Source organism: Sediminispirochaeta smaragdinae DSM 11293, assembly GCF_000143985.1.
Taxonomy (GTDB): Bacteria; Spirochaetota; Spirochaetia; order DSM-16054; family Sediminispirochaetaceae; genus Sediminispirochaeta; species Sediminispirochaeta smaragdinae.
Genome location: NC_014364.1, coordinates 2,689,865 through 2,702,466 on the forward strand (window position 1 = coordinate 2,689,865; position 12,602 = coordinate 2,702,466).

Here is a 12,602-nt window from a genome sequence, read left to right on the forward strand (position 1 = left end):
ATTCGCTCCCATAGAGTTTTACGATCGAAATCATCAGAGAAGAGCTTAGGTAAACTCGAACAGAACTTGATCGCTTCCTCCTTGATTACCTTCTCTTCCATTTCCGGTAGACTTTTCGACGTATCTACCAATCCCGCCAGCTTTTGACGAAATTCTTGTGCTGATAACAAAGTCATTTTTTGCCTCTTCCTTTCCCGGGCATAACCATGCCGCGAGCTCTCCCAATGGGGAGGAATAGATTTTAATCCACTCAACGAGTGGGCCTTCTGAACCATACAGATCGATAATGTTTTTATAATTGATAAACTCATCAGGATTTTTTAATGCAATTTTCCCGATAGCAGCAGCGACAAGTTTTGCTTTTTGTAAATATTTTTTTAGCGTTGCTATCTCAACGCTGATTTCCTTTTCTTCAAGAAGTACGGAAAAAATGTTCTGATCATAATTAACCGGCGCGCGGAAAATAAGCTGCTTTTGTCCAGAATCGGCAAGTACGATAGAAAACGGCGGTTTCGGAGGAGATAAACATATCCGGCGCAAAACGCGCAGATGTTTTTTTGTCATGGCTAATTTTTTATTTTCAGTCAGTACCCACGAATACATTCGCGGTTGACCAGCGCGTCCTATTTTAGTTGTACCGTCTATCTGAGTAACTTCATAAATCCCTGATAAAGATTCAACGCAGCATCCGCAAACATAGTCGGAACCAGGATATTTCACAATATCGCGATTTGTGAAAGTTTGTTTCACATATTTTTTCTTGGTGTATGTTCCATCGCATGGCATTCCGCAATAAAAGCATCGATGTTCCCCTATATTATATTTATTTGGTGCAAATAGATATGATGCTGTTATCATATTTCAGAACCTTTAACATTCTTATCCCTGACCACTTTCTCCACTCCCCTGATATTCCCGCCTTTCACATAGAACGACACTACCACCTCGCCGTCTTTTATTTTCTCAAGTTCATATAAAAGCCAACGGATAGAGTTAGCCACACGCTGATCCTTACAGTCTGCCGATATCATCATATTCATTGCCCCTCCCAAGGCTGAAGCCTTACTCCCCGGATAGCCCTACCAGCTTCATGATCGGCTCAAAGTCTCCACACGCTGGCATATGCCGTGTCTCTTCCTTATCAGCCGCAAGACAACCGGGGGAGTAGATTCCAATAAGCTCCTCAGATTCGGCAAAGCACTTTTCGAAGTTTCGGCAATTTCCACAAACTTTTCTTACACCATACTCGTTCATGCATTTACCTCTTGCCGCACCTGTATCGATGTAACAGCTCGTTCAAGATCAACATGCCGGAACCGGTAATACGCATTACCAGCTTTCATTTCAATGATCCCTCGGTCATAGTCCGTTATATCAAGGACTATTTCCTTTTCAATAGGATCATCCCCTTTGAAAACCGTCTTTACCGCCGGAATCCTTTCTTTCAGGTACTTATCTGTTAATGTCATTCCGCACTCTCCTCGATTTCTTCACCGGCTTCACCCGCCGCTTTTTCTTCACAAGGTTCTCGATCAGGTTATGCATAAACTGTGCCGCCTCTTCCCGCTCGGCCACCCGCTCCTCAATCATCTTCCCGTCCCCCTCAAGCAGGTTCGCCGGCGGAAAGTAATGCGGGTACAGCCGCTCGTCAGCTTCCTTCACGATCGCCAGATCACAGGGTCTCCCGTACTTCGTCGAGTAGCTTTCCGTGATCTCCTGGTACAGCCGCATGAGGTAATCCCCGGACAGCTGTTTGTCGGCAAGCCAGTCTCCAAGTGCTCCCGCGTGGATCGGCGAAAGACGCCCGTAGTACTGCTGCAACATCGCCATGAATGTTTTGCTGTTCCACTGCATACGCCTATCCTCCCACCGCCTGCTTTGCCTTGCCTCTCACCCCGTAGGGGTCAAGCGCCTCCCACATCCTCGCACCTTCCAGCTCATCGGCCGTGATCTTCAGCTGCTCCGCCACCCGGTCCCAGATCCCCGAAGCGTTGAGGGTAGACGGGACAAAGGGCTGATCTCGGTAGAACCGATCTCGGGAATTTTTTAACCGCCATAACTCCCCGATCATCCGCTCGGCACACCCCGCAGGGTCCTCCGGTGACGCCCGTGAGCATTTCTCGATGATCCCGTGGATCGCCTTGCCTTCCTTGCCCCAGTTCGAGAAGTCCCCGACAACGGCCAGGAAGGAATCCTTGATCGAGTGGTACAGCGGGTCTGTCGGTTCTTTCCCGCTTGAAGGCGGTTTTCCCTTTCGCGTTTTCGGTTCCGGGCATTCAAGCTTGAAAACAGGCTCCGGGGAATCGGGTTCCGGATCCTCCGGTGGTGAAACCTCCCTGTCCCGCTCAGGCTGAGGCTCGGCCGAAGCTGCCGCAGGCATACTAGTCTCACTTCCCTTCACTTCACTTCCCTTCACTTCTGTGGTCACTGGTGCACTACCGGTAGCACACTGGTGAGTCACCGGTGACTCACTGGTTGTCGAAGGCGCTTTGTCCTCCATTTCCCGGTTGCTCACCGGTGACTCACCTCTGGAAAAACAGGTCTCAAAGGGATACGGGGCTTCACTTCCCCTCCTGAAGGTCTCAAGCCATTCATTCCGGTATTCGTCCGTCAGATACTCTTTCGGCGGCCGGCGGAATTTCGTCTCCTGCGGCTTTCGTCCTTTCAGGTTCTGATACTTGAACCAGTTCGGGAAAAAGGCGTATCCGCCATACAGGCGGACAAGACCACAGGCCCCGAAGTCTTCCAGGGCCTCTTTGATCATATCGATGGTGATGTCCTTTCGTGCCAGCCTGAAGTACAGGCTATCCGGTTCAGCCTCGATGATTCCCTCATCGTCGGCATTCGAGATCATCCCGATGAAGATGAGTACCGACACCGAGGAAAGTTTCATGATCTTGGGGTCCGTCCAGATCCCCGGATCTATCATCCTTTTTTTTGCACCCATAATATCCTGTCCTTAAAAGGGTATGTCGTCCTCGAAGTCCATTTCCTGATCCGGGCCCTGATTATTCGGTCCGGGGTTGATCGGGTAGCCCCACTGATCATAGCCGCCTGTCGGCTTCTGATACCCGGAGTTAGCCCCCTGTCGACGTTGCTGTCCCTGCCGGGAATTCTGCTGTTGCCTTTGCTGTGGAGGCTGCTGAGAATAGCCGCCCCGCTGGTTCTGCGGCGGTCCCTGGTAGGGGGCTTCTCCATACTGCCCCTGCTGGTTACTCTGGCCGACAGGCTTTCCGCTGATCAGCTGTACATCCTGGGCAAAGAACGCTACCCTGCTTCGTTTCTGTCCGTTGTCTTCCCACCGGTCTTGTCTCAGCTGTCCTGAAACCACCACCTGCTGACCTTTGGTGAGATACTTAGCAAGTGCCTCAGCGCGTTTCCCGAATAGGGTGAAATCAAAATAGCTGACTTCCTCCTGCCAGTTGTCATGCACCTTCCTGCTGTAATTCGATGCTATGCTGAACTTACACAACGGTGTCCCGCTGTTCGTATATCGCAACTCTGCATCACGGGTAAGCCTTCCGACCGCCGTGAAACTGGTAATATCGTTTGCCATGGTTCCTCCCTAAAGAACGCCAAAAAAGTCATGGTTCTGTTGTGTGATCGCCTCGTACTTCTTCCGGTAGTACTGTGCAATCGTCCGAATCTCTTCCGTTGTAATCTTTACGCCGGACCTCGATTTCAGGTAAAGCGCTTTGTATGCATCCTCTCCGTGAAGCGTAATGAAGTAGCAGATAAGCTTCCCCGGATCCCGGTCATGCTCTTCGTTCTCTGCTGCACTCTGACAATAAGCATTCATCTCATCCCAGCGGGTAGCGTAGAATCTTCGTGAAAACAGGTGTGAACAGGTGAGGTTCTGTGTACAGTTACTTGTCACTGACCGGTTACCGTCCCTCTGTCGTATGTAGAGACTGAACCACCGGTCAGCCGCATCTACAGCCTTCTGTCTTCGTACCGGTTTGCCTTTCGCCTTCGTCATGCTGTTATCCCTTCAAGATCAAAAAGTGTAGGCGTTGCCGCTTCAATATCAGCCGCCTTAAGATAGGACAGCCCATCCTTGAAACTCTGCGGGTTTAGCTCGTACCCGATACCATATCGGCCCATTTTCACCGCCATGTACGGAACGGTCATGAGCCCGCCGAAGGGATCAAGCACAACTTCTCCTTTGCTGCTGTACCTGTTTATGATCCGCTCCACGATGTCGAACTGCAAAGGGCAGATGTGAAACTCAAGGTCCTTTCGGGCCTGCTCCCCGTTGAGCGTTCGCATACGGTTCACATCGTCCCACACATCAGGATGCCAGCTCCCAGGTGCTACGACCATGAACCCGGAGGGCAGTTTCTCACGCTGTTGGAGCTTTTCTGCCAGGTTGATATGGTCGTGATAGTCATAGACAGAAGCACGGGAGAACTCTCTATAGGTTTTCTGCATATCGCCTACCGATACCTTTTCAAGCTCTGCACTTGTAAGAAGTCTGTCACCGGATGACCGCCAGAATTGATGAGCATCGATCTGCCAACGGGATCGCGGGTATTCTTGTTTTGTTTTTTTGACGGTCTCATCTGCGTAGGCCCTGGATGTATCGGTCGGCAGCTTCCGAAATAATAGGATATACTCCGGGCAGCCGACGCCCATCTTCGTGCCGTCCTTACATTGTTCAGTCCATCCGAGACGGTAGGTCTGGTTATTCTCGCGGACCACATCGGTGACAACAGTAATTCGGCCCATGTACATAAAGCCGTGCTTCATAAAGTGGGATACGGTAAGATCGCTGAAAGGATCAACTGTCGGCATTCCGCTTCCGGTAGCATTACCGAAAAGGATCCTGTCTTTCACATGGATAGCAGCGACCCGACCGGGCTTGAGAACTCGCATAAGCTCCGGAGTAAGATAGTCCATCTGCTCAAAAAACTTGTCATTGTCCACGTTGTGGCCAAAGTCGTTATAGGTCGGAGTGTATTCATAATGATTTGAAAACGGGATCGACGTATGAATAAGATCGACTGAGTCGTCCGGCCGGTCTGCGATCGCTATGACATTGTCGGCATTTACAGCCGTCCAGTTTTTCCCCTTCTTGATGATCTTCTTTTCCCAGATCGACCGCTCAAGGCGGGTGACAGCATCGAAAGAGTTGAGCCCGTATTTCCGGACGATCTCAGTCATCATGTCTACAAGCCGCCGGTGCTGTTCCCATTTGTGCATGAGTGTTTCATATATTGACCGCTCGCTTTCGGTGTAGATGATATGGATCTCCACCTGCTCGCTTTGGAGAAAGCGGTAAATACGGTGTACCGCCTGGATGAAATCGTTGAACTTGTATCCGATCCCGAGAAAAATAGCCTTGTGGCAATGGTACTGAAAGTTTGCTCCTGAGCCGCTGATTTCCGGCTTGGTAGAAAGGTACTTAAACTTTCCATCGGAAAAACCTATGGCGTTCTCCGCCCGTTCTTCTTCTTTTTGGCTTCCGTAGATCCAGCGGGACTCCGGCAAAGCCTTCTTGATTGCATGTCTCTCTGCTTCCAGGTCGTGCCAGATGATGTAGTGACTATCAGGATCCGCGTCGATGATCTCCCGCATTTTCGCTACTCTGACATAAATACTTTCTCTCTTTTCCCTGCTGGCATCTTTTAGGCCGGTGGTTGCATCGCGGAACATCTTTACCTGTCCGTCATCCTCAGTACCTGCGGTTGAGTGGTCCACCTTGAGTTCATGCTCTATTACTTTAAGTTGAGGCAGGTCATACCCGGTATCATCATAGCCAAGGTCTGAAGGTTTGGTGATGAAAAGAGCCCAGGTGGAAAGCCAAAGCCAGAATTCTTCCTCTTTATGAGGGTGAAGCTTAAGATTGTTTGCCTTGGTACTATCTCGTTTGAAAAAGCGGGTAAGTGCCTGGCCCGTGTCCATGATCTCCAGATACCCGGCGTAGTGGATCAACTCCTTGTATTTGTTCGGCGAAGGCGTGGCGGTTGCGACGTACTTATATTTTACCCCTTGAAAAAGGTTCAAGAAGGTCTGATAGGTCTTTGTGCCATACCCGCGAAGTACCGATGCCTCGTCAAGGCTGGTGACAGTGAAAAAGCGCGGATCAATATCACCATCTCTCACCCGCTCATAATTTGTGATCAAAAGGCTTGCATCTGCGCCTTTTACCTCATCCATGGTTCGCACATAGCAGAGTTTGACTCCGAGCTTTCGCTCTGCGTCCTTGGCAAACTCGTGACGGACTTCCAACGGAGCTACAATGAGCGATTTACCTCCTTCGTGTTCGACAATCGTCTTGCAGATAATAAGCTGCTGAATGGTTTTGCCGAGTCCAAAGCTTTGAAACAAGGCCCGGCGTCCTCCTCTCAACGCCCAGTTGATGGAATCCCTTTGATGTGGCTTGAGTTTCGTTCCGTCGAGAAACTCGATATTGCCAACTTGTGCATCAATACCAGAGTCCGGTGCAATGCACATTTTATCTTTCAAGAAATCTATGTATGGTTTCATTCTTAGTCCTCGATGAGTTCAATTTCCATTTCCGCCGCTATCTGGTGGATAGCTTCGATGAGGATCGATGCATCCTCTGTACTGCACTGTGTTTCACTGATCCCCTGGATATCTCCCCACAGGTCGAGTATGGGCTCCCCGGATTCGTCCTCAAGGATCGGGTAGCCCATGGTGACGGCAAACTGTTTTGCAAGCCGCTTTACATCCCCGAAGGGCTGGCCGGTTTCCACTGATATCTGTTGACAATGGCCGTTGATATGGTGGTTCTGGCTGCCATGCCCGGTTGTCCGGGGACGGTGGGGCACATCGATCGCCAGCCAGTAGTACGGGGCCGGGGACCGTCGTTCGATCTCCTGGTAGCGGAACAGGTGCACAAGGTACTGTTCGAAAGCCTCACCCACCTTGAAGGAGACAAGGCCCCGCTCGCCGGTTTTGATACGCTCGGCCGCGGGGATGATGATTGTCCGGGGACTACTCATGACGTTTTCGCCAGATTGATCGTATTGTCATATTCGTAAACCCAAACCCAGGGGTTTGCATCCCAGCCGAGGCCTCGCTCTTTGTAGATAGCATCCCAGACAAACGCAAACTCATGGCCGCATCCTTCGGCTTCCTGGTCATCGGCGCTTATATCCTGTACTCTCTGTAATCGAACACCGGTGATTCGGCGTTTAGTCCGACAGGCCCATTTCGGCATGTGGATCGATGGATGCCATTTATTTTGTTTAATGTCGTCAACCGAAAAATAAACAGTTCCGTAATGTTCAATAACATTGGAATCAGCCTTATATCTAATTGATGTGCCAGAAGTTGAACCAGACCAGATAGATATAGGTTTCCATGTCTCTCTGATCCAAAGCACATCACCGACGCCTCCATACGGGCCATGCTTTTGCAATTCACTGAAACTACCACAACACTCTATCGTTTCATGCTTTCTCTGTTCCCACCACGATATGAGCTCCGGCTCGTATTCTGATCGACAAAACTGGTGTTTAACAGGCCGTCTTGTCTGCCATTTCTTTCCGGCAAGATCAGCACGGACCATATCGGCGTTGAAGATGATTCCGTGTTCTTTCATGATTCCATGCACCTTTCCTTAAAAGATTTCCAACTCTTCAGGCTCCGGCGTCTGCGGATCCCCGGAGCCGTTACCCGATATAGGAGGCCTCTGCCCTGCTCTCTGCTGCTGACCATAGAGCCTCTTCTCTACCATCCGAATGTAAGAGTCGAGCGTCTTCCCAGAGTGCTTCTTGCTGTTTGCAACCATCGTGTTTCTTTCTTCCCTGGTGATCAGTTTCCCGAGAAATGCCCCGTCAAGTCTGTGCTTGAAATCCTCCCGAACCTTTGCATCCGGATCCTGGGCGGCAGCCTCGGAGTGCTCCGGAACCTTGGTAGATTCTTCTTCCTGTACCGGCGGAGTACCCTGTTCCTCGGTAACATCTCGGTATCCGGTTTCTTCGTCGGAAAGCTCATCTGCGGTATACGGCATGCCTCCAAACTCATCGGGAAAACAAAACCGGAAGGCCTGGGCGATGGCCACCTTCTTGATCATGGTCACCGGCTTCTCGTTCCACATACGGTTGTTCTGCTTGTACTCAATCCACCACGCTTCATGTACAAAGGGATTCTGCCAGTCCTTCCGGTGAATGGTAACAATGGCTCTGAGAGAGCGAGTTCTGATCGATCCGGCCGTTTCGACACTCCACCCGTCAAGCTTTTGGGTTCGCTCCGCCCGTTTGAGATAGACCTCGTAGCCTGTTATGATCGACAGCCTCCGGTTATCTCCTTCCCCGTAGGCCACACAGTATATTTCACGTTTGAAGGGGTTTAGCTGGTAGGCCTTGGCCACCTCGATAAACTGCCGTTTTTCATGATCGTTGAGGTTGTTGCCGATTCCCGAAGCTTCCATGTATTGGATGATCTTGTTCTCGGAAACCACGTCCTGACTCTGCAGATCGTTCACTCAAGTACCCCTTCGTTGAGGGTCTCCCGGATCACCCGCACCAGGGTTGCAAGCCTCATGGCAAAGAGGTCACGATTTGCCCGGTTGCCGTTCTTAAAGAGGTCCTGGATGAGATGGTCCATAGACTCAAGGTGTTCATCAATTGCCTGTATTTCCTGATTTTTGAATCGGATAGTGCTACTTTTCGGGTGATTCATCACAACCTTTCTTTTATTTTCTCTAACCGCTACCGGTTCGGTAGCGGTTTTCATGTCTGTACTGCTCATGTTTTGCACCTCGCATTGATCTTTGATAAAATCCTCTCCCCGGAGACCATTCTCCGGAGAGAGCCGTTTGTGAAACATGTTTCCCCCACATCCTCGTGGTTTCGGCGTGTGGTTGGCGCCGTATTGGGACCAGCAGGATTCGAACCTGCAGAGGTTAGCGCTTTCATGGTTGCAACTCCATGCCCCATTTTCTGCCTGAACGCTGCTGTCAGACACACTCATCGGAATAGGGTCCCGATACGATACCGTTTCGCTACAGTCCCAAGGTGCGCCACGATTCCCCGGCGCTCGGTAGCTACTGACGTAGCCTCTTCCCGTTGGTAGACATTTATTAAGGCCGTCTTGAACGGGATGCGAAACCATCCAGCCTTTAACCAGTGTCCGGTTTGGCCCGGAGGTGAGCGATCTGGAGATTTGACAACCGGACGAACCTATGACCTTTTCAGGCTCTCCCAACGTAACGTTGCTCACTGCGTATCCTCTCATCTGCCTTCCGCAGACTCACTGGTTGCTATTTTTGCCAGGCCGGCATAGCTGCCTGTGAAAAGGGCATCTCTAACCGCTTCCGCCGGTGGTGTTGCTCGCCCGCTTGGGTGGTATCCACTCGATGCCAAATACCTGAGATGCAATGATGACGATTACGTTCATAACCACTCCCCAGTCCGGCAGGTCCCAGCCAAACAGCTCGGCAAACGCTAAAACTGCGGCGGCAATCGCGGTCAACGCATAGGCTATAATGCGCTTCGTTTTGTCCTTCACACTTCTCTCCTTTCCCGCTTTCGCGGTGTAAATTGCCGGTTCACTGACCGGCGGCAGTTCTATGAAACGACCTTGATACCGTCCAGGCGTTCAAGGAAATACTCTGCAACCCTCTGCACCGCTTCGATCTTCCACTTCCCCCCGTCTGCCTCGAACAATGCCAGGGTGGGAATCTTCCCTTCTTCTGCTTTCATGCGGAAAAGTAGCTGGCTCTCAGGCTGGTCGATCTCCCGGAAGGTCCGGTACGGTTTGAGTGATACAATCGGCTTAAATGACCCGGATTCTTTCAAAGCGCCACTCATTCCTCGCCTAAGCGATACTTCCTGAGTCATTCCGTCATCACCGGAGACAACTTCATCGGTTACCGTCAGGCGCGAAGTAAACTGCAAAAGCAATTCTTGGTCCTCAGTCGGAACCAATAAGGATCGGAGCTTGATTTGAAATTCTTCACTTACCATGAACCGGCTGAAAGGGAAGGTCTCAAAACCGTCACTCAGGTTGACCTCGGCATAGAGATCACGCTGACGTTTACGTCCGGCAAGTTCCCCGTAAAGGCGGACCTTTTTGTAGGACACAACGTGAATGAGTAGCTCTTCTCTGTTTTCCAGTTCCTTGTCGATCGGCTCATCAAGTAAGTCGACAAGCCCCTGGAGCGTTTCGAGCTTCAAGCCCTCCGGGTGAGGTTCAAATAGAATAGGTTCGAGATTCGGGGATGCATACTTGATCCCGTCTACTTCCAGCTCCAGGCTTTCCTCCCGGAGTTTTGCAATTTGCTGTACGGCTGTTCCGTCCATTTACTTTGCCCCCTGCATTTGTACGATGTTCTCTTCCATGGGAAGGTCCTGCTGTCGCGGATCGGTCGTGTAGGCTTCCATTGAGCCTCCGCTCTTTGAGAACAACACGAACGATTCCGTCGGTTTGATCGGTGCAAGTTTTGTTTTCACACCGCAGATTGTGTTTGCGCTGCTCCGGTCCTTTGACGGTTTCACCTTCACGCTGACGGTGACTTCCCGGGTGATCTGGGCATCACAGTTATCGTCTGCAATGTTGTCCATGATCTGCTGCCAGGCTTCGTCAAAAAGATCGATGACAGCGCCTTTGTTGAGGGTCTCTATCGTGACCCGCTTGTAATCTTCTGCCATTGGTCCTCCTTCAATTTTTGATTTGTAGGATTGCAGGACTGGGATTTGAACCCAGGGCGACGGGGATATGAGCCCCGCATGTTCCCACTACACCATCCTGCTTTGTGTCATTTACTCGAATGGTTTTATATCGAGTTGTGTCTTTCCTGATTGGATGGTTTCGTATCGGTCAAGTTCCTTGATGATGAGCTTGCGAACCCATGTCGCACGACCTCTTCCTGATGTTTCTTTTAATGGGCCATTATCGATTCTGTTGATTTCATTCTCAGTTAGAACGACTTTCACAGCTGGAGGGCTTTTATGTTCCAATTTTGCTCTATTCATACACTCATAATAGAGCAATAAAAGAACAATATCAAGTGTTTTTTGTGACATTTTGCTCTATTTATTGCCGATAATAGAGTATGGATTTCTGGGAACGGTTAAAGACCTTAATCAAAGAACAAAAGACAACTCAAGAATGGGTTGCAAATAAAACCGGCGTGAGTTTTGGAACTTTTCGAAAGTGGATGTCAAGAAAAACAATGCCCAATGCGGACCAAGCCGTAGAAATAGCTGATGTTCTTGATACTACCGTAGAATACCTGGTAAAAGGTAAGTCTTCAGATACCTGGCAGCCTCCGAGACGTTACGCCGATATTGTAAAACTGCTCGAAGAGCTTGACGACTCGGAACTTGAGGCCGTAAAAGTCCTGGCCGAGGGGTACGCCTCCAGGAAGCGAAACAAACCCCAGAAAGAAACGTGAAGCCAGGTAGCTGAAAAACCCTTCTCTAATCTGTCAAAGATCACCGATCTGAGGTTCCGGCCGGGTAGGCCAAAACGTCACTCAACCCCTCGTAGTCGAACGCAAGATTTCTTTCGCGGTAGCGCCCAGGCCACAAGATTCAATGCCGACAAATATGGCCCTCAATAACAGACACAAGATAATCGGGAAGAGTTCCAGCCGAATGCTGGGCCATGAGCTCAGCAAGCACACCGTCGCCTACATCCGGACACGTTAACAATGCTTCCAGGTACAGCGCCCGCGTCTCCGATGTGATCTCAAGCCACTCCTCGATCTGCTCTTCTGTCCACATTCGCTTGCTACCCTCAGTGTGGTTAGAAAAACCAGCCATAGGCTGCATGTGACGAACAGAGGCAATGGTCTTGTAGCTAACTCCTTTCAGCGCACTTGCCGCCTTCATGTCATACAACCGTCTTCGATTGTTAATTGTGTTTGCGGTAATATCTCCGAGCTCCTCTATGGCAGTAGCTAATGATCTGAATGCGGATTGGATTCTTTCGGTAATAACTTCATTCTCTTTCATGCTACTCCCCTACTTTCTCGAATGGCTTTGAGTCGAGTTGCGTTTTGCCGGACTGAATGGCTTCCCATTCCTTTACGCGGTTCATCATCTCTACTTTTAGATAGGGCCCAGCCTTCCGGCCAGTAGATTCGAGGAAGCTAACAAATCTGGCTCTCTCATCTTCGCTGAATGGAATGGATACCTTATAACGACTATCTTGTTGTCGTTTAGCAACTTTCATAACTGTATATTATGGTCGATCAACAACTTTGTCAAGAAAAATATGCGTCATTTGACAACATTTTTAGACGATAATAGGTGTATGGAATTTTGGGATATAGTCAAAAAAGAAATAAAGCGGCAAAACACTACTCAAGAATGGGTTTCTAATCACTCGAATATTAGCTTTGAAACATTTCGAGGATGGATAGCAAGAAAACGATTACCTCGAGTTGATGATGGGGTAAAAATTGCCCAATCATTGGATACTACCGTAGAATACCTGGTAACAGGAAAGAACCCCGACAACTGGCAACCTCCGAGACGCTATGCTGATATCGTTGCAGCCTTAGAAGTGCTTGATGATAAAGACATCGAGACGGTTAAAACATTAGCGGTTAGCCTGGCAGAGAGAACAAACATTGAATATCGCAAAAAGAGAGACGCTTAACGTAAAAAGTTGTAACATTATTC

The 12,602-nt window shown here is 49.8% G+C and carries 20 protein-coding genes and 2 tRNA genes; 2 read left to right on the forward strand and 20 right to left on the reverse strand.

Features of this window, described 5'->3' with window-relative positions:
• Positions 1-45: 45 nt before the first annotated feature.
• From SPIRS_RS21780 to SPIRS_RS12745, 19 genes are all read right to left on the reverse strand, one after another.
• Positions 46-858 carry a hypothetical protein gene (locus tag SPIRS_RS21780; RefSeq protein ID WP_013255082.1) on the reverse strand — a complete coding sequence of 271 codons (813 nt, stop codon included), beginning with the start codon at positions 856-858 and terminating at the stop codon, positions 46-48.
• Positions 855-1,040, reverse strand: a complete 186-nt coding sequence (locus tag SPIRS_RS12665) for a hypothetical protein (RefSeq protein ID WP_041866077.1) — start codon at positions 1,038-1,040, stop codon at positions 855-857. Before SPIRS_RS12665 ends, SPIRS_RS21780 begins: the two co-directional genes overlap by 4 nt.
• A 22-nt stretch (positions 1,041-1,062) precedes the next feature.
• Positions 1,063-1,254, reverse strand: a complete 192-nt coding sequence (locus SPIRS_RS12670) for a hypothetical protein (RefSeq protein WP_013255084.1) — start codon at positions 1,252-1,254, stop codon at positions 1,063-1,065.
• A complete protein-coding gene (locus SPIRS_RS12675) occupies positions 1,251-1,469 on the reverse strand; it encodes a hypothetical protein (protein ID WP_013255085.1) in 219 nt (72 codons plus the stop codon). Before SPIRS_RS12675 ends, SPIRS_RS12670 begins: the two co-directional genes overlap by 4 nt.
• Positions 1,453-1,854 (reverse strand): hypothetical protein, encoded by a 402-nt coding sequence (locus SPIRS_RS12680; RefSeq protein ID WP_013255086.1) that lies wholly within the window; start codon positions 1,852-1,854, stop codon positions 1,453-1,455. Before SPIRS_RS12680 ends, SPIRS_RS12675 begins: the two co-directional genes overlap by 17 nt.
• Before the next feature lie 4 nt (positions 1,855-1,858).
• Positions 1,859-2,947 carry a hypothetical protein gene (locus tag SPIRS_RS12685; protein WP_013255087.1) on the reverse strand — a complete coding sequence of 363 codons (1,089 nt, stop codon included), beginning with the start codon at positions 2,945-2,947 and terminating at the stop codon, positions 1,859-1,861.
• Between the two features lie 12 nt (positions 2,948-2,959).
• Entirely contained in the window at positions 2,960-3,556 is a 597-nt protein-coding gene (locus tag SPIRS_RS21990) for a single-stranded DNA-binding protein (protein WP_013255088.1), read from the reverse strand.
• A 9-nt stretch (positions 3,557-3,565) separates the two neighbouring features.
• Positions 3,566-3,979, reverse strand: a complete 414-nt coding sequence (locus SPIRS_RS12695) for a hypothetical protein (RefSeq protein WP_013255089.1) — start codon at positions 3,977-3,979, stop codon at positions 3,566-3,568.
• On the reverse strand, positions 3,976-6,489 hold the full coding sequence (locus SPIRS_RS12700; RefSeq protein ID WP_013255090.1) for a DNA methyltransferase: 2,514 nt from the start codon (positions 6,487-6,489) through the stop codon (positions 3,976-3,978). Before SPIRS_RS12700 ends, SPIRS_RS12695 begins: the two co-directional genes overlap by 4 nt.
• Positions 6,490-6,491: 2 nt before the next feature.
• Entirely contained in the window at positions 6,492-6,968 is a 477-nt protein-coding gene (locus tag SPIRS_RS12705; RefSeq protein ID WP_013255091.1) for a hypothetical protein, read from the reverse strand.
• The gene (locus tag SPIRS_RS12710) at positions 6,965-7,570 is read right to left on the reverse strand and encodes a hypothetical protein (RefSeq protein ID WP_013255092.1); all 606 of its coding nucleotides are present in this window, start codon (positions 7,568-7,570) and stop codon (positions 6,965-6,967) included. The genes SPIRS_RS12705 and SPIRS_RS12710 overlap by 4 nt, the downstream gene beginning before the upstream one ends.
• An 18-nt stretch (positions 7,571-7,588) precedes the next feature.
• Positions 7,589-8,455: a phage recombination protein Bet gene (gene bet / locus SPIRS_RS21785; protein WP_013255093.1), complete on the reverse strand. Its 867-nt coding sequence runs from the start codon at positions 8,453-8,455 to the stop codon at positions 7,589-7,591.
• Positions 8,452-8,799: a hypothetical protein gene (locus SPIRS_RS12720; RefSeq protein ID WP_041866078.1), complete on the reverse strand. Its 348-nt coding sequence runs from the start codon at positions 8,797-8,799 to the stop codon at positions 8,452-8,454. Before SPIRS_RS12720 ends, bet begins: the two co-directional genes overlap by 4 nt.
• 46 nt (positions 8,800-8,845) lie before the next feature.
• Positions 8,846-8,984: transfer RNA gene (locus SPIRS_RS22395), tRNA-Arg, on the reverse strand.
• Positions 8,985-9,276: 292 nt separating this feature from the next.
• On the reverse strand, positions 9,277-9,480 hold the full coding sequence (locus tag SPIRS_RS12725; RefSeq protein ID WP_013255095.1) for a hypothetical protein: 204 nt from the start codon (positions 9,478-9,480) through the stop codon (positions 9,277-9,279).
• A 59-nt stretch (positions 9,481-9,539) separates the two neighbouring features.
• Positions 9,540-10,274 carry a hypothetical protein gene (locus SPIRS_RS12730; protein ID WP_013255096.1) on the reverse strand — a complete coding sequence of 245 codons (735 nt, stop codon included), beginning with the start codon at positions 10,272-10,274 and terminating at the stop codon, positions 9,540-9,542.
• On the reverse strand, positions 10,275-10,622 hold the full coding sequence (locus SPIRS_RS12735; RefSeq protein WP_013255097.1) for a hypothetical protein: 348 nt from the start codon (positions 10,620-10,622) through the stop codon (positions 10,275-10,277).
• 30 nt (positions 10,623-10,652) lie between these two features.
• Positions 10,653-10,724, reverse strand: a tRNA-Met gene (locus tag SPIRS_RS12740).
• A gap of 9 nt (positions 10,725-10,733) precedes the next feature.
• Positions 10,734-10,997 (reverse strand): hypothetical protein, encoded by a 264-nt coding sequence (locus tag SPIRS_RS12745; RefSeq protein ID WP_013255098.1) that lies wholly within the window; start codon positions 10,995-10,997, stop codon positions 10,734-10,736.
• Between the two features lie 29 nt (positions 10,998-11,026).
• Between SPIRS_RS12745 and SPIRS_RS12750 the strand changes: the two genes are divergently transcribed.
• Positions 11,027-11,368, forward strand: coding sequence for a helix-turn-helix domain-containing protein (locus tag SPIRS_RS12750; protein ID WP_013255099.1), 342 nt, complete (start codon positions 11,027-11,029; stop codon positions 11,366-11,368).
• 139 nt (positions 11,369-11,507) lie between these two features.
• On the opposite strand, the gene SPIRS_RS12755 is transcribed toward SPIRS_RS12750, so the two are convergent.
• Entirely contained in the window at positions 11,508-11,930 is a 423-nt protein-coding gene (locus SPIRS_RS12755; protein WP_013255100.1) for a hypothetical protein, read from the reverse strand.
• A gap of 301 nt (positions 11,931-12,231) precedes the next feature.
• Here SPIRS_RS12755 and SPIRS_RS12765 point away from each other — a divergent pair, with 301 nt between their 5' ends.
• On the forward strand, positions 12,232-12,579 hold the full coding sequence (locus SPIRS_RS12765) for a helix-turn-helix domain-containing protein (protein WP_041866080.1): 348 nt from the start codon (positions 12,232-12,234) through the stop codon (positions 12,577-12,579).
• Positions 12,580-12,602: the final 23 nt, after the last annotated feature.